This window comes from Methanobrevibacter sp. (genome assembly GCF_017427765.1).
GTDB lineage: Archaea > Methanobacteriota > Methanobacteria > Methanobacteriales > Methanobacteriaceae > Methanocatella.
Window position 1 is genome coordinate 22589 of record NZ_JAFRSC010000011.1, and the last position, 22235, is coordinate 44823.

The window sequence follows — 22235 nt, forward strand, 5'->3', positions numbered from 1 at the left end:
AATATTAATATTATCTATTTCAATATATAAACTTTTCTTTCAAAGGTGGGTACATGAAATATAAAAAAATTGGGGATATCCTAATTTTAGATAACAATTATTCCGATGATGATTATTTAAATTTATCTAAAAAGCATAATGTTAAAACTATTATGAAAATAGACCACATTCAGGGTACAAAACGTGAACCGGTTTATAGAATTCTTTTTGGAGGCGAAACTGAGACAATAAATAAAGAGAATGGTTGTTTGTTCAAACTGGATTTATCTAAGGTAATGTGGTCAAAAGGAAATAATAATGAAAGATTAAGAATTGCTAAATTGGTTGAGGATAATGAAACTGTTATAGACATGTTTGCAGGGATAGGTTATTTTTCAATCCCTATTGGAGTTCATTCTAATGCCAAACAGGTTTATGCAATTGAAATCAATCCTAACTCTTATCATTACCTATGTGAAAATATTGAATTGAATAAGTTAGACAATATTACTCCTATTTTAGGAGACTGCATGGAACACACTCCAAAATATAAAGCTGACCGCATCATTATGGGTTATGTAAAAACCACTCATCATTATCTAAAAGTAGCAATCGATAGTTTAAATAAAGGCGGAATTCTTCACTATCATGAAACAGTTCCAGAAAAATTAATGAACAAAAGACCGTTTGAAAGAATCAGGGCGCAAGCGGGAGACCGGGATGTCGAATTGTTAAATATGACTAAAATTAAAAAATATTCTCCTGGTGTTGAACATGTTGTTGTTGATGTTAGGATAAATTAGCTATTTTATTTAAAAGATAGTCGTTTAGCCATTCATCGTTAATGTATTTTTCATAAACGCATAATCTTTCGATTAACTCAAATCCCGCATCTTCAGTCAATTTTTCAAGTTCATCAATCCCAGGCCATGGTGATGTGATGTTTACAAAATCAGGGCTGACTGGAGATACTCCGCCCCAGTCATCAGCACCGCACAACAAAAATATTTGTGCAGTATCGTTATTTAAATTAGGTGGAACTTGGATGCTGACGTCAGTGTCTTTAAACAGTAAAGTTCCAGCAATAACTGTTCTTACCATATCCAAAAAGCTTGGTTCTGCCCAATCTTCCATTTCAATACCTGGTATTGGTGTAAAGTTTTGAATAATCACTTCCTGAATATGCCCATATTTGTCGTAAATGTCTCTGATTGTCAATAGTGAATCAGCTATTTCTTCTTTTGTTTCTCCGATTCCAATCAGTATTCCTGTTGTGTAGGGAATTTTGAGTTTTCCTGCATTTTCGATTGTTTCTATTCTCAAATCAGGGTTTTTTCCGGGACTTTTATTATGTGCAGGTAATTCCATTAGCCTTTTTGAAGAATTTTCAAGCATAAGTCCCATTGATGCATTAACCTCTTTTAATCTTTTTAAATCATCAAAACTAAAATTTCCACCGTTAGTGTGTGGGAGAAGAGTGGTTTCGTCTAAAGTCATTTGACAGACATCAACAATATAGTCAATAATTTTGTCGTAACCATAATCTTTAAGTTTTATTTGGACTATTTCTTCTTCGTCGGCATCTTCACCAAAAGCAAACAACGCTTCAGTGCAACCATATTTTTCAGCTTCTTTTAAATCAGCTAAAATTTCTTCTTTGGTTTTAAGAATTATTGCTTGTGGATCTTCTGGATTTTTTTTGAAATTGCAATATCCGCAGTCATTTCTGCAGATTTCAGTCAATGGTATAAAAATATTTTTAGAAAAAGTAATAAGATTATTCTCCCTATACTTTGCAGTTTCAGCCATGAACTTAATTATTTCGCTGTCTTTTGCATTTAATATTTGGAGAATATCCTCTTTAGTTATTTTTGTCATGTTTAACCTTTATGTTCTGATACAGTTACTTCTACATAAAGTGGGGGAAGTTCATTTTTATCTTCCCAGATTGCAATAATTACATCAAAACTTGGAAGTTCGAATATTTTGTATTCTACTACAAGACCCATGGATTCTAATTCTTCTTTTACTCTCATGAATCCTTGATTATCCACAGAATTGGTGGAAATATTGCTTTCTTGGATATTTTTATCACCTGCTTTTAAGATTTCTTCCATTTTCTCAGAACTTGGTTCTAATTCGGTTCCTCCAAGGATTTCACCAATTTCTGTAAGTTTAGCATCGAAATCATCAAGAGGGATAACTTTTCTAGATCTTCCTCTAACAATTAGTATTTTATCATTATCTATTGCAGGTCTTGAACCTTTGAATGCATCAAAGAATCCCATAACTTGTCCTGCAATTTCATATGTCTTTTTCATTAAATCAGATCCTATTTAATATTCAGTTCTTCTTTAAGTTCACCCATTGTAGTTACTTTTTCAGCAAATGCATTGTGTCTGTGAATACTTTCATGATTTTCCTGACGGGAAGTAATTAATGTGTCATCAGGGAAATCAGAGTATTTGTTTGCAATCATTTCCATCATGTTTCTTACACAGTCTTCAACAAATACTGGTTTTCTGTGAGCATTCATAACTGTTGCATTTTCATCAGGCCTTTTTAATAGTTCACATACTGGAGAACTCATGGATGTTTCGATAATGTCAATAATGTCTTCCGCTTTAACATTTTTATCTTCAGGAACTTCAATTAATAAGGTTCCAACACCTCTTTGGTTATGTGAAGCGAATGTGACGGTATCCAACACTTTTTGTGTTGTTTCTTCATCCAAAAATTCTAATAATTTATTTTTATCTGATTCTCGCACAGATTCCTGTGCACAAGGACAGACAGTCATTCCAATAACTTCTGCGCCGATACTTTTTCTGATAGTAACTTCGCCGTTTTCATCTCTAAATCCTATAGCCTTAGCCTTCAATTTGGCCATTTCTTGAGTTTTGTTTTTAGTTACTGGAGACTCTCTCATAAACATAAAGTCTGTTGTCATTGATATTTCAACACGTTTTGCATATTCGTGTTTGGTCATCATACAGTCAACGATTTTTGCACATAATGATTCGACGTCCACTGTTGAATCCTTAGCTACAGTTTCAAGGACTTCACTAATCGCTTCAGGATTTCTGGACATGTGCACACCTTTTTGGTCATTTGGTAAGTCTACAAATGCATCAAAAGTAGGTAATAGTATTATAGGTCTTTTATTTGTTCTTTCTAATTGTAATAATTTCTTAACTCCGGTCACACCTACTCTGGTTAACTTAATAGGTATACTTGGAGCATCGTCTTGTGTGTCGGGTAAGCATATTGCCAATTTAATTACCTCAAATTTTTTTATTATATTGTATATTTTTCGCATCTTTTTATTTATATATTTATATTATTTTCAAAATCAGCAGGTTTTCATTGTTTGTTTAATGGAATTTGTTTTTTACATAAATTCATATAAAAAATAGTGAATTATTTTAATATTCGAATAAAATAAAAATAGTTTAAAGCAGTTAAATTTAACCGCTTAATGATGATTTTTTTATAAGATGTTTGAAGAGCCCATGTCTTCTTTGATAACATCCAATACAGTTTGTGTATATGTTCTTTCTATAATCGGGTCTTTTAATAACTCTTTAATAAATGAATTTAGTTCATTGGTGTTTCTGAATTTAGCTATTAAAAATGCGTCATATTCTCCGGTAACGTCATAGATTCCTACAACATTTTTATTGAAGAATGTTTTTTCCTCCCAGTTTTTGAGTTTTCCGCCTTTTACTCTAACGCCTATGATTGTGGTTAAGACAAATCCTAACTTTTCGTGATCAATTACTGGTGAGAATTTTTTAATAACTCCTGATTTAACCATTTTGTCAATACGGTTATGAACAGTTCCTACAGATACATCTAAACTGCGTGAAATTTGTCTATATGATGTTCTTACGTCTTCATTAATTATTTTGAGTATGTTAATGTCTGTATCGTCAAGTTTTATGACATTGTCTTTACTTTTTACCATATGTTATCTCCTAATTTATTATTAGTCAATATATCCAAATTATATTTGGATTATTTTATATAAAAATATTGTATTGTTTATAATATTTAAAAGTATTTATGATTTTTTTAGATTTTTTTTAATTTTTTTAATAATCTCAACTTATTGTAAAGTAATTGTAATATTTTCAATTTTATTTCAGATTTTCAAGTCAGTAATATTAAATATATTAACATGTGTTATGAAATTATTCAGTTTATATTTGGTTTATGATGGAAGGTGTGGTTGAACAAAATGTGGGGTCATTCACAGATATTTAGTCTTAAAATTATTTCCTGAATTTCTTTAATATTTGCATCTGTTTTTATTCCCAGTGGATTGTAATGTGTTTTAATTGCTTCAAATCCTTCTTTTTTCATTTCATCAAAAATCAAATCTAATTTTGGAGCGCTGACTTTAATGGATTTACAGATTTTATGCACATCAAAGAATGTAGCAGGGGCTTTAGATTCAACAAGACAGCTATTGAGGAGTTTCAAAGCTTCTTTTTCAGTATTGATTTTTTTGTGTTCGGTCTCTTCAATCATTTTCTGAATAAATTCTCCGTCTTGGATTTCACCTAACCATAATGGGCCTGCATGAATTAATTTTTCACCGCATATTGGGCAGGTATCCTCAATTGAGCTAGCCAGACCATTGCTGGTCTGTCTGTGCAGACAATTTTTACAATGGCTTATATAACCGATATTTTTTAAGGATTCGTCAGTCCTTTTTGAACCTTTTTTAACATAAATGTACAATCTCATATAATGTTCAGTACTGTGTGACATTTTCACTTCAATGCATTTTGCATACTTTGCAAGTGTGAGAGCAACAAATCCTGCCAATATTCTTATTCCTGTTTCATGGCAATATTCACTTTTGTAAGGTTTTGCATTATATTTGCGGATACATGGTTCCTTATAAGTGCCGCATAATGCAGAGGTGTCTGTTGCAGTTACGCATAACAGTGATTTTCTACGGGCACAATAGCCTGCAGAGTCAAGAAATGGAGATGGTGTTCCAAATGGATCAATATCTATAACATCAAATTCTCCTCTTTTCATTCTTAAAAACATGCTGGCGTCATGTTGAAAAACATCTATATTTTCAAGATTATTCAACTCAATGTTGTGCTTTTCATAATGATTTGCAGTTTCGCTAATGTCATTTATTGATACAGTTCCAACGCCGTCAATTTCATTTTTATAACGTATTCCTCGTATTCCGCTACCTCCAAACAAATCGCAAATATTTATTTCTCTTTGTTCTTGTTTTTGGAATACTTGAATTGCAAGTATTGACAAATCTCTGTTTAGTTCCATATGGGGATTGTAAAATACAGGTGCATCAGATGAAATTTTATCAAATTCCGGAAATTCAATTTTTGTCAATCCCTCTTCAATACTTTTAATTTTATATTCATCCATTTGTTTCACTCTTAATTGTTTTGATTAATTAAGTAATGTTTTAAATATTATTAGATTTAAATATTAGTATAGTAAATTTAAATCTAATTGGTGATGAATGTGTCAAATATCAAAGTTCCTATTGCAAAACCAATAATCGGCGACGAAGAAATAGAAAATGTGGTTGAAGTTCTAAAATCAGGTATGATTGCTCAAGGTCCTAAAGTGGAAGAATTTGAAGAAAGATTCGCAGAGTGGGTTGGAGCAGAATATGGAATAGCTGTTAACTCTGGAACTGCTGCATTGCATGTTGCATTGCTTTCCTGCGGTATTGGGGAAGGTGATGAGGTAATTACCACTCCATTTACATTTATTGCAAGTGGAAATTCAATTTTATACACCGGTGCCAAACCGGTATTTGCCGATATAGATTTAAAAACTTATACTATTAATCCAGACTCTATTGAAGACTTAATCACTGAAAATACTAAAGCAATTTTGCCGGTTCAGTTGTATGGTCAATCCGCTGATATGGAAAAAATCAATGATATTGCTGAAAAATATGGATTAACTGTCATTGAAGATGCAGCTCAGGCTCATGGCGCAACTTGCAATGGTGAAAAAGTTGGAAGCATTGGGGACATGGCATGTTTCAGTTTTTATCCAACTAAGAATATGACAACTTCCGAAGGTGGAATCATCACAACCAATGATGAAGAATTGGCTGAAAATGCTAGAGTGTTTAGAGCACATGGTGCAAGTGTCAGATATCATCATGACGAAATTGGGTATAACTTCAGAATGACTGATATTTCAGCAGCAATAGGACTTGCACAATTGGATAAAATTGATGAATTTAATGATAAGAGAATTGCAAATGCAGCATATTTAAATGAAGGTTTAAAAGACGTTGATGGAGTAATCACTCCTTATTGCGCAGACGGATCAAAGCATGTATATCACCAATATACAATTAGAGTAGAAAAAGGTGATAGGGATGAATGGGTTGATTTGATTAATGATTGTGGTGTAGGAACTGGAATTCATTATCCGATTCCATTATATAATCAGCCAGTTTACAGATCTTTAGGAATCGAAGGAAATTGTCCTAATGCAGAACTTGCAGCAGACAATGTAATTTCTCTTCCAGTACATCCTTCTTTAACAAAAGAAGATTTAGATTTAGTAATTGAAGCTGTTAAAAAAGCTTCAAATGAGTTAGATTAGATTCTAACTTTCTTTTTTTTATTTCAACATTTCATTAACGGTATCGACTTTAGCGTTTAAGGTTCTATTTTCCAAGTCTCTTCTGTCATCTACTTTTATCACTGTATAGACTCTTCCGATTCCAAGTTCAAATATTGCTTCCTGTGCATTTGCTATCGCTTCATAAAGTTCAGTTAAATTTTCTGCTTCAATCTGAGTTCCCATTCCTGTTAGCTGATAATTGAGTCCTGAATCTTTAATTGATTGGACTGCAGCAGTTACATAATCTTTACATTCTGTTGTTTCTGTTCCGACAGGCAATATTGCAAAATCACATGTTATCATTTTTTTCACCTGGTAAAATTATTTATTTATCATTGTATAAATTACTTTATTGATGGTTAGATTAAACAAAGAAGAATTCAATGAAAAGATTTTTACAAGAATCAATAATTTAATTTCTGATTATGATTTAATTAAAAAAGATGAATTGATTGCTGTTGCACTTTCTGGTGGAAAAGATAGTGTATTGACTTTACATGCATTAAAAAATTATCAGCAATTTTTAGACTTTGAGTTAATAGCAATAAGTGTTGATGAAGGAATTGAGGGGTATAGACAACACGGAATTGATTCTGCCATAAATAATGCCCGTGAACTAGATGTCGAACTGGTTCAAAAATCATTTAAGGATGAAGAGGGATTCTGTTTAGATGATATTTATCATAATTTTAAAAGTGCCTGTATTCCTTGTGGAGTATTTAGAAGAAATATTTTGAATAAAACAGCTTATGAATTGGGTGCTTGTAAAATAGCTACTGGACACAATTTGGATGATGAAATACAATCTTTTTTAATGAGTTTTGCAAGGGGAGATACAATTAAATTTTCAAAGTTCGGGCCTGAACTTGATGTAATTCACCCAAAATTAGTTCCAAGAATCAAACCTCTGTGGAATACGCCTGAAAAAGAGGTAGGTATGTGGGCTGTATTGAATGATATAGATATCCATTTAGATGAATGTCCATATTCTCATCTGTCATTGAGAGCTAAAATTAAGGAATTTTTAAATGTTAATGAAGATAAATATCCTGGAATAAAAAATAATGTGATGGAATCATTTCAAAAGATTTTAACTTTTGAAAATGATATATCCACAAGCCTTAATGAATGTGAAATTTGCGGTGAGCCGACTTCATCTAATATTTGCAAGGCTTGTGAGATGAAAGAATCAATTTCTCAAGATTGCAAAAATCATATAAATTATGAATAGCGCAACTAAAACTGCTCCTTCTTTTCTGTCAAATTTGTCCTGTGTTTTACCGAATATAAAGAAGAGTACTGTAACAAATACCATGAAACAAACATCAATAAGCATTTGTGAGCTTAATGTAATTGCACTTATGGCACTACTTGCTCCAAGCACAAATAATATATTGAATATGTTTGAACCAATAACATTTCCTATAACTAACTGATTTTCCCCTTTCTTTAGAGCAGTAAGTGATGTGACAAGTTCTGGTAAAGATGTACCTATTGCTACAATTGTTAAACCAACCAGTGTTTCACTCATTCCGAATGCAATTGCTATATCTGAAGCACTGTTTACAACCAAATCTCCACCAAGTATGATTCCGGCAAGTCCAATAACAATAAAAATTATACTTTTTGGAAGGGTTAGTTTTGGTTTTTCAACGTAATTCGCGTTATTTGAATTTTTTGTGCTACGAATAAGATAAATAATGTAGCCTATTAAAATAATTAACAGTATAATTCCTTCAATAGATGAAATGTTCCATCCCAGAAATATGAATACACCGAATAATACTGTAATTGCGACAAGGAATGGTAAATCTTTTTCGAGAACATTTTTTTCTATTAATAAATCACCAAGAAGTGCGCAAATACCAATAACCATTAGCATGTTAAAAAGGTTACTACCTATAACATTACTGACAGCCATCGCATTACTGCCAGTTAATGAGGAAGTTATGGAAACTGCTGCTTCTGGAGCACTTGTTCCAAATGCGACTATTGTTAAACCGACAATAATTGTAGGTATTTTTAAAATTGAAGCGATACTGCTCGCCCCATCAACAAAAAAATCAGATCCTTTAATCAGAAATACAAATCCTACTATTAATAATACAAATTGAATGATAATTGATGCATCCATTATTCCTCATCCTCTTTTTCTTGCGGTCCTAAATCAGTAACAATAACTTTATCGATTTGATGTCCGTCCATATCTACAATTTCAAAGATAAATCTTCCGCATTCGAACTTATCTTCCTCATCAGGAATTGTACCGCTTATACTTAAGATAAATCCAGCTAATGTAGTATAGTTGTCTTCTTCTTCATCAGGCAGGGAATCTTTAAATTCAAACAGTTCCTTGAATCTGTCAATAGGATATCTTCCATCGATTAACCAAGTTCCGTCATCTCTTTGAATTGCTTGAGGTTCGTCTTCTTCATCAATGCCGGGAATATCACCTACAATTCCTTCAAGCAAATCGTTTAAAGTGATTAATCCCTCAACACTTCCAAATTCATCAACCACAAGAGACATATGAACATATCCTTGGTTTTCTTTAAATTCCTTAAGCAATTCTAATGTTTCCAAATGTTCTGAAACTACTAAGGGTTCTTTTACAATTTTATGAACATCAAATTTTTCTTCACTAAACATTGCTGAGAGAATATCTTTTGCCTGAACAACTCCAATAAAGTCATCAAGTTCTCCGGAGGCAATTGGAAAGATTGACCTTTTACTTTCAATAATTTTAACTTTGTTGACATCCCGGTCGTCTTCCAAATCAATCCAGATAATTTCATTTCTAGGAGTCATTATACTTTCGACTTTTTGGTCATCAAGTTTGAAAACCCTTTTAATAATGTCTTCTTCTTCTTTTTCAATTGTTCCGTCTTCTCTTCCTTCTTTAATCATTAATTCGATTTCTTCTTCGGTAACAACATCATCATTTCTGTTTTCAATTCTCATTAACCATAAAAGGAAACTACTTGATTTGGCTAAAATGAAACTGACAGGTTTTGAAACTTTTTCAAGAATCAACATGCTTTTTGCAACTTTTAGTGAAATTCTTTCAGGGTCATTTAATGCAATAACTTTTGGTACGATTTCTCCGATAACTAATGTCAAATAGGTAGTTACGATAACAACTATTGCCACGCTTATTGGTTCGCTGTATGGTATAAATGAGATTAGTTTGGAAAGAGGTTCGGCCAATGTTACTCCACCGAAAGCCCCTGTTAAAACACCAATAAGAGAAATTCCAATTTGAACAGTGGATAAAAATTCATTAGGGTCTTCTAATAAATCAAAAACAATTTGGGCATTTTTATTCCCTTCTTCTAAATATTTCTGCATTTTCGCTTTTCTAATTGATACAACAGCCAGTTCAGCCATTGACAAATAACCTGTAAATATTATTAAAATTAATATTATAATTATTTCGAGTGTCGTTCCAATCATTTTTAACAAACCGTTAAAACTTATAAATCACTGGCTCTCTGAAAGTCAGTATTTCCATATATCTCATCCTGCATTTGCTGTACTGCAAGGGAAGCTTCTTCTCTTGTAGCAACTTTCTTAAATATTCTTCTTGATTTAACCTTTAATGTTTTTCCACAAACGCATTTTCTGGTTGCCACTCCTTTTTTAGCATATAATACTCGACCGCAGTCGCAACGAAATATAAGATACATGATAATTTTTCCATTTAAAATTAATAGTAATTATTATTTAATCAGTATATTATATAAATTTTCACCTATCCGCCAAATATTTTCATAAATAAAGGTATGAAAACTTTAGATGGTAAAATCACTAATGTGGCAATACTGACTCCTAAATTAGTGCCTATTACCACCAATAATATTCTAAATATGTTATTGTGCCATAAATCTTTAAAACTTTCGATTTTTGCCAAATTCTTAATATCACTTTGCTTTACTTTCCTATATTTGGCTTCAGTTAAACCTGAAAACCATCCTGCAGCAAGTAATGGATGTATTATTGTTAATGGAGCAACTAATCCTCCAACAAGCGCTGATTGTATTTTTGAGCCGGAAAGTATGGAACCAATAAATCCCATTATCATACTTATTGCGATAAATTCGTAGATGTTCCAGGTTATGTTTATCCCATTAAAAAAAGCCAGAAAAAATATCACAACAAACAAAATAGGAATCATTGCCAATAATATTTTAAGCCATGGAATTCCGTTTTTCTCATCAATTTTTTCCAAATCTCTTAATGGAGGTAATGTTTCGGGATTGTCAAGATACTTTTCAATTCCAGGTTTATGACCTGCGCCAACAACTGCGATTACATGGTCTTGAGGGATTTGAAGTATTCTTCCTGCAAGATATGCATCACGTTCATGCACCAAAACTTCATAAACACTTGGTGCTTCATCTTTAAACATTTCCATTAAATCATCAATGTTTTCAGGATTTTTCAAATCTTCAATATCAACCTCTTCCTCATCACCAAATCCTAAAACGGAAAGGAGCAATCCATATAAAAATTTTGCCTTTTCAATAGCGCCCATTTTATTTAAAGCTCTTTGTAATGTTGTGCCGATGTCTCTGTCGATAAGAGCTATTGGAATTTGCAGGTCTTCAGCAGCTTCAATAGCACCAACCATTTCAGATCCCGGTTTTACATCAACATCTTCTCCAATTTTTGATTGGAAGTAACTAAGAAGTGTTGTTGTGAAGAATAATCCTACTTTATTGTCTTTTATTATTTGAGTAACTGATATTGTATCATCTTCTACAATACCCATCATTTCATTTTTAAGACGGGTATATCTGCCTCTATCTAACTCAATAGCGACTACTTCCGGGTGTTGTTCATATATAGTATCTTTTACTTCATCAACACTGTTTGCAGAAACGTGTGCAGTGCCGATTATAGTCAAACATTCTCTTTTCATTAAAATAACACTTCTTTTTAAAATTTTATTATCTAATATTATGAAATTTAAATATATAAAGTTAATCTTTAGATTAGTTTCAACTCATTATTGCGATATATTGCCACATTTTCGCTGATATTTTTTTTACAGCACAAATCAATATCTTTTTTGTAGTTAAGTTTAGTTAATCGTTTAGCGGACTTGGAATTGTAAAATCCATTTTTTAGTTTATTGTAATCTCTACTTGCTATTATTGCTGCTTTTGCAAGGTCATTTAATTCATATTCGCTTAAATTTTGACAAATCCAATATAAAATTTCTCCTGAAGCTAGGAAATCTTCAAGAGCAAATTCTCCTTTAACTCCTGCCATCACAACATCAATATGACTTTCTGCAAGATTTGCGGATTTAATTGCTACCGCCCTTGCATTAACAAGACATCCGACAAGTACTGTAGAGTTCATTTTTTCAAGAATTCTTGTACCGTTGCTTGTTGTTAAAATCAGTATTTTTTCATCACTTTTGTAATTTTCCACAATTGTTGGTGAATTTCCAATATCAAATCCTTCGATTTTTTCACCGCCACGCTCTCCTGCAAGAACTCCTCCATTTTTATTTTTCAGCTCGAATGCTTCCTGTGATGTAAAACAGGGTATGATTTTTTCAAAATTATTTAGAGCTAATGTTATTGTGGTGCTTGCACGCAAGGCATCAACCATTATTGATATGTCTTCACTCATTGTAGTTTCTAAACTTAATGTGACTTTCATGAAGTAATTTATAGTAATTGTTTAATATATAATATATTATGAAAATTGTCACAACACCGATGTGTGAAGAAGTTGTAAGGCTGGCAGGTATTAATGATTATGTTGTCAATAAACATCCTAAAAAAGAGGATGGGGATTTAGCTATTTTATTGTCTGAAAGTAAAGTTGATATGGATTCTTTGCCTATAAAACTCAATACTCCTTCACAAATCTTTGAAAGTATTAAAAAAGTTTCTAAAATTGCCCAATGCGAGTTATCTGATGAGGATATTTTAGTGTTTTTCAGCGAGTATAAACTCTCAAAAAAATATCTGAATTCTAATTTTAAAAGAGATATTAAAGTTAAAGTTTATTCAGAATTTCTTAAGGATATTGCAGTAGATATGGGATTCGACATATCTCAAAAAGATTTTAATTATGTAATCTATCCGGATTATCTAAAAAATAAGGTACTGGAGAGTGAAAACCTAATCGAAATACCTTCTCATGGGGATATTTCAAGAAACCCATTTGAACGTGTTGAAGTAAGATATGCTATTTTAGAAAATTTAATATAGATATACATTAATATATTATATTACTATAATTGCATTTTTTGAGAGTTGTTAATATGTATGAAACATTAACATTTAATGGTGGAGTTCACAAAAGTGAAGAAATTAAAGAACTAATTGAAGATTTGGGAGGATTTATTCTTCAAGAAAGCATTCAACAAATGGAATTAGTGTTAAACATGGCTGTTCCAATGGAAGATGTTGATAAAATCGAAGAAAAATCCAAAGAATTATTAGCAAAATTATCAGTAGCTCCTATGGCAGGTTCTGAAATAGCTATTGTTTCACCTACTCTTGCAAGACACCATTTGCCTCATGCAGCATGTGATATTTCAGAGTATTTGCGTGAGTATGGTGCAAAAGACAATATGATTGGTCTTGCTCGTGGTGATGGTAAAGGAACTTCAGGTATTACAGAAGAAGAAAAAAGCTTAATTGAAGAGCATGATGTGGCAATTTTTGCTTTAGGCAGTTTTGAAAATTGTATTAAAGAAAAAGCTTTCTTATATGATGATATTGATATTCCAGTAATTGTAACCGGAGCACCGGATATTGATGTTGATGAACTTCCAGGTGCTGATGCCTATGTGGGAGATCTTGGTAGGATTCCAAGAAGACTCAGGAGAGGTCCGGATATAAGGGCTTTAGACAAATTAGTTGAAACTGTTGAACAAATTTTAAATGATAAAAAACGTGAAATGGCTCTTGATGCACCATTAGTTCCGTCCATTGTTGTAAAAAATGCAATTGAAAATCAAGTTCGTGAAATTAAAGATGTTATTTCTCCAGCGCCAGTGACATCTCAATTGGATGGCGTTCGCGTAAAATTAAACTATGACCAATATGCTGATACAATTGCTAATGTTATCATTGATGGTAAAAAGTTATCCGAACTTGCTGAAATTAAAAAATCATTTATGTATGATTATATTTTAGTAAAAATTAATAGTGAGAGTTCTCTTGTTGAGGATTCAAACTAATCCTTTTTTTTGTTACATTCTTCTCATTCCGAAGAAATTAATTGCATCCACCAAATCATTAAATTGTTCTAACTCTCTTTCTATGACGTTTTCATCAGTCATGTCTATGCTGAGTTCCCCATCAACAGATAATGTGTCCGGGCCACGACCAACTAGTCTGTCAACACCGTCTGCACTTAATATTCTTTCTGCATCAAGTTGGTGAACAAATGACCTTCCGGGGATAATTACAGCTTCTTTAATTTCACTTAAATCCAGTTGTTCCAAATCTTCTTTTGTTATTAGGCATGCAATTTCCTTTTCAACAGCAACAACATTAACGCTGTCAACTTCCATTTTGTTAAATATTTTAGAAATAAACGGTTCTGCAATTTTTGAAGTAATTATCGTTGCCTCACCGGTTACTGGTTTGATAAACTGTAAAAATATTTCATTTTCGTCTTTAGCTATTGCAAACGGTCCGCCAGTTTCAGGATCACACAATGGTGTGCCGCTTACTCTAAAGTTATATTCCTTATTAATCTGTTTTACAAGTTCTGCAAATTCTTCAACAGGCTGTGATTCATGGTTTTTAAGGATGGGTTCATTTCCCAATATTAATCCTTCATTAAATGTATTGGCAAATCTCATTAAAAGCATTCCTTTTGCACCCCACTCTTCTAAAGAGTTGCAAGTTTGTCTCAATACATCTCCATCATTTACGCCGGGAATAATTACTGCAGCTCCGGTTAATTTAATATTTTCACAAAATATTTGGCATGCCTTAAGAGCTTCAGTGGGATTTGGGTCTTTAACCCATTCTTTTCTAAGTTTCGGGTCTGATGAAAAAATAGTAAATGAAACCTCTTCAACATTATTGTTGATTAATCTTGGAGCTATTTCACTATCAGTTATTCCCTTTCCGCAGGTGTAGCTTAGACGTGATTTGATGGAGTACTGATTTAAATTAGCAGTTAATGTTTCAAGGTGAGGATAACAACTTATATCTCCTCCGCCACTGATGTCTGCAATAATTTCACCCTGCCTCATACTCATCATTAGAGCAGTCTGAACGGCATTCATCACTTCAAAAGGAGACTTGAACCTTCCTTGAGTTTCACTAACTCCCTTACTACATCTTTCACAACCTATTTTATTAGGTAAACAATGAGCACAGCCAAATTCTTTAACATCTTTTACCTTTCTAAAGTAGCAATACTTACAAAATCCGTTGCAATCTTTTCCAGGTATTCCTCCTACATCCGCTACAACTTGCATGATTTATTATTTTTTATTTCATTTTATTTATAAATAGAGTATATTTTTTTGATTAATTTTTTGTATTACTTTTAGTAATATTTATTACTCTGGGTCTTAAAAGTAATAATTTTTTATTTTACTTTTTTTATAGATTTATTATTTAATTATTCTTTATTTTTTTGTTTGAACATTAAATTTTAATTTATTTTATAATTAACTACTTTTTATTAATTAATATTCCTTGATTTAATTTTTAAATCAAAATAAAAAGTATTACTTTTGACCACTTTTTTCTTAAAAATTTTTCGTTTTATTATACTTTATAAACTTTTCTAAATGTTCTTAGAGGTAATCTTTATATTATATCTAATATAAAATAAAATTTGTATACCATATGGATGGCTATTGCAAAAACTTGCTTTGTAGCTTTACTCAATTTGGTAAGAAAATTTTACCATTGACGTGGTATATTAGTTAAACTCTATTTATTTAGGAGGGAAAAAATGGCAAAGTTTGATGATAAAATCGATTTATTCGATGATAGAGGCAATGAAATTGCATCTGACGTACCAATCGAAGCTATCAGTCCGTTAAGAAACCCTGCAATTCAAAGCATCGTTAAAGGTGTAAAAAGAACTGTTGCAGTAAACTTAGAAGGACTCGAAAAATCTTTAAAAACAGCATCTGTTGGTGGAGACAAATCCAGAATTTTAGGAAGAGAATTAGATCTCGCTATTGTTGACAATGCAGAAGCAATCGCAGAAAAAATGAAAGGAATTATCCAAATTTCTGAAGACGATGATACTGTTGTAACACCTATTTCTGGAGGAAAAAGGTTATTAGTACAAGTACCAACTCAAAGAATTGATGTTGCTGCTGAATATTCTGTAGCTCCATTATCATCCGCTTCCGCTTTGGTACAATCTGTTATTGACATTTGTGATGTGGACATTTACGATGCTAACTTCGTAAAAGCTGCAGTATTAGGTAGATACCCACAATCTGTAGACTACAAAGGTTCTAACATTGCAACCATGTTAGACATTCCACAAAAACTCGAAGGTGCAGGTTACGGTTTAAGAAATGTAAAAGCAAACGACTTCGCTGCTGCTACATTGAAAAACACTTTCCAAGCTACTGCTTTAGCTGCTATTTTCGAACAAACTGCTATGTTTGAAATGGCTGATGCATTAGGTACCTTTGAAAGATTACACTTATTAGGTTTAGCTTACCAAGGTTTAAACGCTGATAATATGGTTTATGACTTAGTAAAAGAATACGGTGCAGAAGGTACTGTTGGTAGTGTAGTACAAGGAACTATTGCTCGTGCAGAAGCAGACGGTGTAATTGCTCCTGGAGAACAATTAACTGATTTCGCTATTTACAACACTGAAGATGCAGCTAAATGGAACGCATATGCTGCTGCTGGTGCTGTAGCTGCAACCATGGTTAACGTCGGTGCTGCTCGTGCTGCTCAAGGTATTCCATCTACATTATTATACTTCAACGACAACCTCGAATTCGCTACTGGTTTACCTGGTCTCGACTATGGTAGAGCAGAAGGTGTAGCTGTAGGATTCTCCTTCTTCAGTCACTCCATTTACGGTGGTGGAGGTCCTGGTCTCTTCAACGGAAACCACGTTGTAACTAGACACAGTAAAGGATTCTGTATCCCTTGTGTAGCTGCTGCAATGTCATTAGATGCAGGAACACAACTCTTTTCACCAGAAGCAACTTCTGGTTTAATTAAAGAAGTATACAGTCAAATTGACGAATTCAGAGAACCTATCGTAGCAGTCGCAGAAGCTGCTGATGAAATTAAAGGTGACATCTAATTAATTTAAATTATCTAATTTTCGAAGGTTAGAATATGGATATTGAAATATTTCCTCACAGAGTTCTTGGAAGTGACACAACTGAAAAGTTGTTAAATGACTTGGAATCTCTTGAAGATGTAAAACGAACTGTTATTCACGGTCCAAGATTCCCAAAAGGCGAAGCAACTTTACCACCAAAATATAGGGAACGTAGAGTTATTAATGTCAATGGGGAAGATGTAGTTTTACAAGTTAAAACTGCTAGAATATTTCTTGAAATAACCTTGGAATCTACAATTGATGATGTCGAAGAAATCTGCGAAAAACACATTCCATATGGTTTTGATATTAATCAGGATAGATCTAATTACATTAGAAAACAAAAAACAGTTTCTGATAGGATTAAATATGGTGATGCAGATTTACCAGATGAACTAGTTGGGATGACAGATCAATATTCAACATTCGATGACCATGTGAACATTATTAAAAAGGATGACTAAGATTAATATGATAGGACGCTGTACTCACGTAGTAGATTGTAGAGAAACAAGCGGTATGGGTAAAGGTGGAAGTCTTGCTCAAAGAGGGACTTTTGCTGAATGTGGTACTGACGTATGTGCGGTAGCTATGTCTCCTGGACGTAGACACATCACTAAGCCAGTTTGTGAAATTACTTTCGGTTTACGTGAAGCAAATGTTTTAACAAGTACAATGGTTTTAAATGCTGGTGCTGGTGTTCCTAGTGATGCTCCTGCTGCAGGGGGTACCTTATTCGGACTCACTGATAAAGAAGTTGAACAATTACAAAATTTCAAATTGCTTGTTGTTCACTTGGGCGGAGTAGCCAATCATTTAATTTACAAAGCAAGATTAATTCTAAGGAATGTTAATAAACACTGTATTATTATATGTGAATCACCGGTTGACCATGAAGATTTTGCTAAAATTGGTGTAAAAACTTCTAAAGTCATGCCAGATTTTGAAGATATTAAAACCCAAGGGACTATTGATGATATTGTTACAGGGGTTATCCGAGGTCAAACAATTTCACAAGAAAAATTAGATGAAATTATTAGAAAAGTTAAATTAGCATTAGGAGATGCATAATTATGGTACAAATTTATCCAGGTACTTCTCAGGTTGCTCAAAACAGAAGAAACTTCACTAACGCAGAATATGAGTTAGAAAAGTTAAGAGAAATTTCTGATGAAGACGTAGTAAAAATATTAGGTCATAAAGCTCCAGGTGAAGAATACAAATCAGTTCACCCACCATTAGATGAAATGGATGAGCCAGATGACAGTGTAAGAGAATTAGTAGCACCAATCGACGGTGCAAAAGCAGGAGACAGAATTAGATACATTCAATTCGTAGACTCCATGTACTTTGCTCCAGCTCAACCTTTCTTAAGAGCTAGATCTTACTTATGCAGATTTAGAGGAATCGATACCGGTACATTATCCGGAAGACAAGTAGTTGAAGCAAGAGAAAGAGACATCGAAAAAATCTCAAAATATCTCTTAGAAACTGAATACTTCGATACCGCAAGAACCGGTATTAGAGGTGGAAGTGTACACGGTCACTCCTTAAGATTAGATGAAAACGGTTTAATGTTCGATATGCTCAGAAGACAAGTATTCAACAAAGAAACCGGTAAAGTCGAAATGGTTAAAGACCAAATTGGTAAAGAATTAGATGAACCTGTAGTCTTAGGTGAACCATTAGACGAAGAAACTTTAAGAGCAAAAACCACTATTTACAGAATAGATGGTGAAGCATACAAAGATGATGAAGACGCTGTAAAAGTTTGTCAAAGAATTCACGTTTCCAGATCCTTTGGTGCATTCAATCCAATCATAGGATGGTAATTAACATGGCTGATAAAAAATTCTTAGATGCAATGAAAAAGAAATTCGTTGAAGATCCAACTGAAAAAACAACCCAATTCTATAACATGGGTGGTTGGACCCAATCCGAAAGAAAAACTGCATTTGTAAACGAAGGTAAAGAAATCGCTGAGAAAAGAGGAATCCCAATGTACAACCCAGACATTGGTTCTCCTTTAGGTCAAAGAGCTTTAATGTCTTACCAATTATCCACTACTGATACCTTTGTTGAAGGTGACGATTTACACTACATCAACAACGCAGCTATCCAACAAGCTTGGGATGATATCAGAAGAACTGTAATTGTAGGATTAAACACTGCTCACAATGTTCTTGAAAAAAGATTAGGTATTGAAGTAACTCCTGAAACTATTACTAACTACCTTGAAACTGTAAACCACGCTATGCCTGGTGCTGCAGTTGTACAAGAACACATGGTAGAAACTGACCCTCTAATCGTACAAGATTCTTACGTAAAAGTTTTCACTGGTGACGACGAATTAGCAGACGAAATCGACTCTGCATTTGTATTAGACATCAACAAAGAGTTCCCTGAAGAACAAGCTGAAGCTTTAAAAGCTGAAGTTGGTGGAGCTATTTGGCAAGCTGTAAGAATTCCATCCATTGTAGGAAGAGTCTGTGACGGTGGTAACACCTCAAGATGGTCTGCTATGCAAATTGGTATGTCAATGATTTCTGCATACAACCAATGTGCTGGTGAAGGAGCTACTGGTGACTTCGCATACGCATCCAAACACGCAGAAGTTATTCACATGGGTACTTACTTACCTGTAAGAAGAGCAAGAGCAGAAAACGAACTTGGTGGAGTTCCATTCGGATTCATGGCAGATATCTGTCAAGGTTCCAGAGCTTACCCTGATGACCCTGTAAGATCAACCTTAGAAGTAGTAGCTTTAGGTGCTGCTTTATACGACCAAATTTGGTTAGGTTCTTACATGTCTGGTGGTGTAGGATTCACCCAATATGCTACCGCTGCATACACTGATAACGTATTAGACGACTTCACCTACTACGGTAAAGACTACGTCGAAGACAAATATGGCGGATTAACTGAAGCACCTAACAACATGGACACTGTTCTTGATGTAGGTACTGAAGTTGCATTCTACGCATTAGAACAATACGAAGAATACCCAGCTTTACTCGAAACTCACTTCGGTGGATCTCAAAGAGCATCCGTTATTTCCGCAGCTGCTGGTTGTTCCACTGCATTCGCTACTGGTAATGCACAAACTGGTTTAAGCGCATGGTACTTATCCATGTACTTACACAAAGAACAACACTCCAGATTAGGATTCTACGGTTTCGATTTACAAGACCAATGTGGTGCTGCTAACGTATTCTCCATCAGAAACGATGAAGGATTACCACTCGAAATGAGAGGACCAAACTATCCTAACTACGCAATGAACGTAGGTCACCAAGGTGAATACGCTGGTATTTCACAAGCACCTCACTCCGCACGTGGAGACGCTTGGGCTTTCAACCCATTAGTAAAAATCGCATTTGCTGACAAAAACTTAGTCTTTGACTTCAGTAAAGTACGTGAAGAATTTGCTAAAGGTGCATTAAGAGAATTCGAACCTGCTGGTGAAAGAACTGCTATTACCCCAGCAAAATAGATAGATAGATAAACACGTAGATAGGTGTATTTTCACCTATCTATATTTTTATAAATTCAAGTTTACTTGAAAAATTCCAAAACATTTATATAAAAATTAATAAAATAATATATATTAAAGCAGTAATAATTCAAGTATGACTGATTTTTGTATGGAACAAAAATCAAAATTTCACGTTTATTAAATGATCAATTTAATAAAATAATATGGAGGAAAAAAATTATGGACCCTGTAACATTAGGTGTTGTTGCATTAATGGGTGCAGTTGCTACTATCGGAGGGGCTGCAGAGGACTTAGAATCAGATATCGGTTCTCAAAGTAACCCTAACTCTCAAGTTCAACTTGCTCCACAAATGGGACATTTACACCGTATGATAAACAAGGCGACTTCTGGTGAACCAGTCGCTTATGGTGTTTGGTGTGGTGTTGCTGGTGCTATTGCATACATAGTAATGTCTTTAGGTATTTTACCTGTTGTAGCTATTGCAATCGGTGCTTGTGTCGCTGCTTTTGTTCACGCTATTTATACTGTTACATCCCACATGGGAAGGATTGTCGGACAATCCCAATTTGAACAACCATTATTTATGGATGTATTAACACAATCTTTAGGACCTATCGCAGGTCACGGATTTATAACTAGTTTTTGTATTGTTGGAATTTCTTACTTAATGACCATTCCATTAGGATTTAGTGATCCGTTACACGTATTCCCATTACCACTCTTAGCAATGCTTTGGGGTATTGCTTTAGGTGCTATCGGTTCTTCAACTGGGGACGTTCACTATGGTGCTGAAAGTGAGTATCAAAAATTCGAATTTGGTGGAGGAACTCCTGTAGCTATTCAAGGGGATATTGTTACTAAAGCTCCATTAGGTGCTAAAAACTCAATGGATGTAGTAAACTTCTGTGCTAAATTCGGTGGACCATTAACTGGTTTCTGTTTCGGTCTCGTTGTATTCTTTAGTTTCTGGAATACAGTAGTCTTTGGAGTTTATGGTGGTATCATTGTTGGTATTATAATCATCATCTTATTAATTGTATTAGATGACAGATTAGAAGTATTCGCAAGAACCAAATATGGACCATATGATGAAGAATAAGGAGGTTTCGATTATGAGTCCACTATTCTTAATTTTATTCATCGCAATAGGCGGTATTATGATTGGTGCAGGTGTGCACTTTATTCCTGTAGGAGGAGCTCCTGCGGCTATGGCTACAGCTACTGGTGTAGGTACTGGTACTGCTATGTTAGCTGCTGGTGCAGGTTTAACAGGATTAATTACTGCTGCAACTATGACAGGTGAACCATTCTATATAGTAGGTATAGGTGGAGCTATTGGTGCTATGATCATGATGGGTATTACCATGCTCATTGCAAACATAATCTACATCTTCGGTGTAGGTATTGTTCCAGCAGCATCCAAAGTACCTGTAGACTGGATTACCAAACGTAATCAAGAAGCTTACAAAACCCCTGGTACCGAAGGTCACGGTGTACCTCTCACTTCATTTGTAAGTGGTCTTATTGGAGGACTTCTTGGTGGTTTTGGTGGTGGATTAGTCTACTACGGTATTTACGACGCTCTTCAAGAAAGTATACTTGCATTAGATCCTACTATTTGTATCGGTTTAGCTGCTATTTTAGGTGTAGGTGTGTTCTTTATCAACTCTGTAATTGCTTCATATAACATTGGTGGTACCATTGAAGGTATGCACGATCCAAAATTCAAAAGAATTGGTACTGGAGCTATTGCTTGTGCTATCGCATCTATCGTTGTCGGAATATTTTGTATTATTTTAACTGGAGGTATCTAA

At 33.8% G+C, this 22235-nt stretch carries 24 protein-coding genes; 12 read left to right on the plus strand and 12 right to left on the minus strand.

The annotated features are described in order from the left end of the window. The first annotated feature begins 53 nt into the window (after positions 1–53). Entirely contained in the window at positions 54–782 is a 729-nt protein-coding gene (locus IJL02_RS02505; RefSeq protein ID WP_292808685.1) for a class I SAM-dependent methyltransferase family protein, read from the plus strand. Here IJL02_RS02505 and cofG read toward each other — a convergent pair. The 5 genes from cofG to IJL02_RS02530 all read right to left on the minus strand — a co-directional run bounded on the left by cofG (position 769) and on the right by IJL02_RS02530 (position 5394). Beyond that, positions 769–1857 carry a 7,8-didemethyl-8-hydroxy-5-deazariboflavin synthase subunit CofG gene (gene cofG, locus IJL02_RS02510; protein WP_292808687.1) on the minus strand — a complete coding sequence of 363 codons (1089 nt, stop codon included), beginning with the start codon at positions 1855–1857 and terminating at the stop codon, positions 769–771. The two genes, IJL02_RS02505 and cofG, sit on opposite strands and share 14 nt — an antisense overlap. A 2-nt stretch (positions 1858–1859) precedes the next feature. Beyond that, positions 1860–2300, minus strand: a complete 441-nt coding sequence (locus IJL02_RS02515; RefSeq protein WP_292808689.1) for a DUF2120 family protein — start codon at positions 2298–2300, stop codon at positions 1860–1862. Between the two features lie 11 nt (positions 2301–2311). Next, positions 2312–3253, minus strand: a complete 942-nt coding sequence (mptA, locus tag IJL02_RS02520) for a GTP cyclohydrolase MptA (RefSeq protein ID WP_292808692.1) — start codon at positions 3251–3253, stop codon at positions 2312–2314. Positions 3254–3469: 216 nt separating this feature from the next. Then, positions 3470–3946 (minus strand): Lrp/AsnC family transcriptional regulator, encoded by a 477-nt coding sequence (locus tag IJL02_RS02525; protein WP_292808694.1) that lies wholly within the window; start codon positions 3944–3946, stop codon positions 3470–3472. 281 nt (positions 3947–4227) lie between these two features. Beyond that, the gene (locus IJL02_RS02530) at positions 4228–5394 is read right to left on the minus strand and encodes a tRNA (guanine(10)-N(2))-dimethyltransferase (RefSeq protein WP_292808696.1); all 1167 of its coding nucleotides are present in this window, start codon (positions 5392–5394) and stop codon (positions 4228–4230) included. Between the two features lie 99 nt (positions 5395–5493). Between IJL02_RS02530 and IJL02_RS02535 the strand changes: the two genes are divergently transcribed. Continuing rightward, positions 5494–6600 carry a DegT/DnrJ/EryC1/StrS aminotransferase family protein gene (locus IJL02_RS02535; protein ID WP_292808698.1) on the plus strand — a complete coding sequence of 369 codons (1107 nt, stop codon included), beginning with the start codon at positions 5494–5496 and terminating at the stop codon, positions 6598–6600. Between the two features lie 18 nt (positions 6601–6618). Here IJL02_RS02535 and IJL02_RS02540 read toward each other — a convergent pair whose 3' ends face one another. Continuing rightward, positions 6619–6924: an MTH1187 family thiamine-binding protein gene (locus tag IJL02_RS02540; RefSeq protein ID WP_292808700.1), complete on the minus strand. Its 306-nt coding sequence runs from the start codon at positions 6922–6924 to the stop codon at positions 6619–6621. Positions 6925–6976: 52 nt separating this feature from the next. Between IJL02_RS02540 and IJL02_RS02545 the strand changes: the two genes are divergently transcribed. Then, on the plus strand, positions 6977–7852 hold the full coding sequence (locus IJL02_RS02545) for a TIGR00269 family protein (RefSeq protein WP_292808702.1): 876 nt from the start codon (positions 6977–6979) through the stop codon (positions 7850–7852). Here the strand turns inward: IJL02_RS02545 and IJL02_RS02550 are convergent. The 5 genes from IJL02_RS02550 to comB all read right to left on the minus strand — a co-directional run bounded on the left by IJL02_RS02550 (position 7811) and on the right by comB (position 12294). Continuing rightward, positions 7811–8755, minus strand: a complete 945-nt coding sequence (locus tag IJL02_RS02550; protein ID WP_292808704.1) for a calcium/sodium antiporter — start codon at positions 8753–8755, stop codon at positions 7811–7813. The genes IJL02_RS02545 and IJL02_RS02550 overlap by 42 nt on opposite strands. Then, complete coding sequence (locus IJL02_RS02555; RefSeq protein ID WP_292808706.1) at positions 8755–10074, minus strand: hemolysin family protein; 1320 nt, start codon at positions 10072–10074, stop codon at positions 8755–8757. Before IJL02_RS02555 ends, IJL02_RS02550 begins: the two co-directional genes overlap by 1 nt. A gap of 20 nt (positions 10075–10094) precedes the next feature. Then, positions 10095–10307, minus strand: a complete 213-nt coding sequence (locus IJL02_RS02560; RefSeq protein WP_292808708.1) for a DUF1922 domain-containing protein — start codon at positions 10305–10307, stop codon at positions 10095–10097. 65 nt (positions 10308–10372) lie between these two features. Further along, on the minus strand, positions 10373–11542 hold the full coding sequence (locus IJL02_RS02565; protein ID WP_292808710.1) for a TraB/GumN family protein: 1170 nt from the start codon (positions 11540–11542) through the stop codon (positions 10373–10375). A gap of 68 nt (positions 11543–11610) precedes the next feature. Further along, complete coding sequence (gene comB / locus IJL02_RS02570; protein WP_292808712.1) at positions 11611–12294, minus strand: 2-phosphosulfolactate phosphatase; 684 nt, start codon at positions 12292–12294, stop codon at positions 11611–11613. Positions 12295–12332: 38 nt separating this feature from the next. Between comB and IJL02_RS02575 the strand changes: the two genes are divergently transcribed. Continuing rightward, on the plus strand, positions 12333–12851 hold the full coding sequence (locus IJL02_RS02575; protein ID WP_292808714.1) for a hypothetical protein: 519 nt from the start codon (positions 12333–12335) through the stop codon (positions 12849–12851). A 53-nt stretch (positions 12852–12904) separates the two neighbouring features. Next, a complete protein-coding gene (locus IJL02_RS02580) occupies positions 12905–13828 on the plus strand; it encodes a methanogenesis marker 7 protein (RefSeq protein WP_292808716.1) in 924 nt (307 codons plus the stop codon). Positions 13829–13840: 12 nt separating this feature from the next. Here IJL02_RS02580 and mmp10 read toward each other — a convergent pair whose 3' ends face one another. Beyond that, complete coding sequence (gene mmp10 / locus IJL02_RS02585; protein WP_292808719.1) at positions 13841–15085, minus strand: methyl coenzyme M reductase-arginine methyltransferase Mmp10; 1245 nt, start codon at positions 15083–15085, stop codon at positions 13841–13843. Positions 15086–15570: 485 nt separating this feature from the next. Between mmp10 and mcrB the strand changes: the two genes are divergently transcribed. From mcrB to mtrD, 7 genes are all read left to right on the plus strand, one after another. Then, a complete protein-coding gene (gene mcrB / locus IJL02_RS02590) occupies positions 15571–16902 on the plus strand; it encodes a coenzyme-B sulfoethylthiotransferase subunit beta (protein ID WP_292808721.1) in 1332 nt (443 codons plus the stop codon). Positions 16903–16937: 35 nt separating this feature from the next. Next, positions 16938–17387, plus strand: a complete 450-nt coding sequence (gene mcrD / locus IJL02_RS02595; protein WP_292808723.1) for a methyl-coenzyme M reductase operon protein D — start codon at positions 16938–16940, stop codon at positions 17385–17387. 7 nt (positions 17388–17394) lie between these two features. Then, positions 17395–17994 (plus strand): methyl-coenzyme M reductase I operon protein C, encoded by a 600-nt coding sequence (mcrC, locus tag IJL02_RS02600; protein ID WP_292808759.1) that lies wholly within the window; start codon positions 17395–17397, stop codon positions 17992–17994. Between the two features lie 2 nt (positions 17995–17996). Beyond that, on the plus strand, positions 17997–18755 hold the full coding sequence (gene mcrG, locus IJL02_RS02605; protein ID WP_292808725.1) for a coenzyme-B sulfoethylthiotransferase subunit gamma: 759 nt from the start codon (positions 17997–17999) through the stop codon (positions 18753–18755). A gap of 5 nt (positions 18756–18760) precedes the next feature. Continuing rightward, the gene (mcrA, locus tag IJL02_RS02610; protein WP_292808727.1) at positions 18761–20416 is read left to right on the plus strand and encodes a coenzyme-B sulfoethylthiotransferase subunit alpha; all 1656 of its coding nucleotides are present in this window, start codon (positions 18761–18763) and stop codon (positions 20414–20416) included. A 222-nt stretch (positions 20417–20638) separates the two neighbouring features. Continuing rightward, positions 20639–21520 (plus strand): tetrahydromethanopterin S-methyltransferase subunit E, encoded by an 882-nt coding sequence (mtrE, locus tag IJL02_RS02615; protein ID WP_292808729.1) that lies wholly within the window; start codon positions 20639–20641, stop codon positions 21518–21520. Between the two features lie 13 nt (positions 21521–21533). Next, a complete protein-coding gene (mtrD, locus tag IJL02_RS02620) occupies positions 21534–22235 on the plus strand; it encodes a tetrahydromethanopterin S-methyltransferase subunit D (RefSeq protein ID WP_292808731.1) in 702 nt (233 codons plus the stop codon).

What these genes read in the sequence shown, in the direction of transcription:
- IJL02_RS02505 (WP_292808685.1), top strand. Translation starts at nt 54, where the DNA reads ATGAAATATAAAAAAATTGGGGATATCCTAATTTTAGATAACAATTAT.
- cofG (WP_292808687.1), bottom strand. Translation starts at nt 1,857, where the DNA reads ATGACAAAAATAACTAAAGAGGATATTCTCCAAATATTAAATGCAAAA.
- IJL02_RS02515 (WP_292808689.1), bottom strand. Translation starts at nt 2,300, where the DNA reads ATGAAAAAGACATATGAAATTGCAGGACAAGTTATGGGATTCTTTGAT.
- IJL02_RS02525 (WP_292808694.1), bottom strand. Translation starts at nt 3,946, where the DNA reads ATGGTAAAAAGTAAAGACAATGTCATAAAACTTGACGATACAGACATT.
- IJL02_RS02530 (WP_292808696.1), bottom strand. Translation starts at nt 5,394, where the DNA reads ATGGATGAATATAAAATTAAAAGTATTGAAGAGGGATTGACAAAAATT.
- IJL02_RS02540 (WP_292808700.1), bottom strand. Translation starts at nt 6,924, where the DNA reads ATGATAACATGTGATTTTGCAATATTGCCTGTCGGAACAGAAACAACA.
- IJL02_RS02545 (WP_292808702.1), top strand. Translation starts at nt 6,977, where the DNA reads ATGGTTAGATTAAACAAAGAAGAATTCAATGAAAAGATTTTTACAAGA.
- IJL02_RS02550 (WP_292808704.1), bottom strand. Translation starts at nt 8,755, where the DNA reads ATGGATGCATCAATTATCATTCAATTTGTATTATTAATAGTAGGATTT.
- IJL02_RS02555 (WP_292808706.1), bottom strand. Translation starts at nt 10,074, where the DNA reads ATGATTGGAACGACACTCGAAATAATTATAATATTAATTTTAATAATA.
- IJL02_RS02560 (WP_292808708.1), bottom strand. Translation starts at nt 10,307, where the DNA reads ATGTATCTTATATTTCGTTGCGACTGCGGTCGAGTATTATATGCTAAA.
- IJL02_RS02565 (WP_292808710.1), bottom strand. Translation starts at nt 11,542, where the DNA reads ATGAAAAGAGAATGTTTGACTATAATCGGCACTGCACACGTTTCTGCA.
- comB (WP_292808712.1), bottom strand. Translation starts at nt 12,294, where the DNA reads ATGAAAGTCACATTAAGTTTAGAAACTACAATGAGTGAAGACATATCA.
- IJL02_RS02575 (WP_292808714.1), top strand. Translation starts at nt 12,333, where the DNA reads ATGAAAATTGTCACAACACCGATGTGTGAAGAAGTTGTAAGGCTGGCA.
- IJL02_RS02580 (WP_292808716.1), top strand. Translation starts at nt 12,905, where the DNA reads ATGTATGAAACATTAACATTTAATGGTGGAGTTCACAAAAGTGAAGAA.
- mmp10 (WP_292808719.1), bottom strand. Translation starts at nt 15,085, where the DNA reads ATGCAAGTTGTAGCGGATGTAGGAGGAATACCTGGAAAAGATTGCAAC.
- mcrB (WP_292808721.1), top strand. Translation starts at nt 15,571, where the DNA reads ATGGCAAAGTTTGATGATAAAATCGATTTATTCGATGATAGAGGCAAT.
- mcrD (WP_292808723.1), top strand. Translation starts at nt 16,938, where the DNA reads ATGGATATTGAAATATTTCCTCACAGAGTTCTTGGAAGTGACACAACT.
- mcrC (WP_292808759.1), top strand. Translation starts at nt 17,395, where the DNA reads ATGATAGGACGCTGTACTCACGTAGTAGATTGTAGAGAAACAAGCGGT.
- mcrG (WP_292808725.1), top strand. Translation starts at nt 17,997, where the DNA reads ATGGTACAAATTTATCCAGGTACTTCTCAGGTTGCTCAAAACAGAAGA.
- mcrA (WP_292808727.1), top strand. Translation starts at nt 18,761, where the DNA reads ATGGCTGATAAAAAATTCTTAGATGCAATGAAAAAGAAATTCGTTGAA.
- mtrE (WP_292808729.1), top strand. Translation starts at nt 20,639, where the DNA reads ATGGACCCTGTAACATTAGGTGTTGTTGCATTAATGGGTGCAGTTGCT.
- mtrD (WP_292808731.1), top strand. Translation starts at nt 21,534, where the DNA reads ATGAGTCCACTATTCTTAATTTTATTCATCGCAATAGGCGGTATTATG.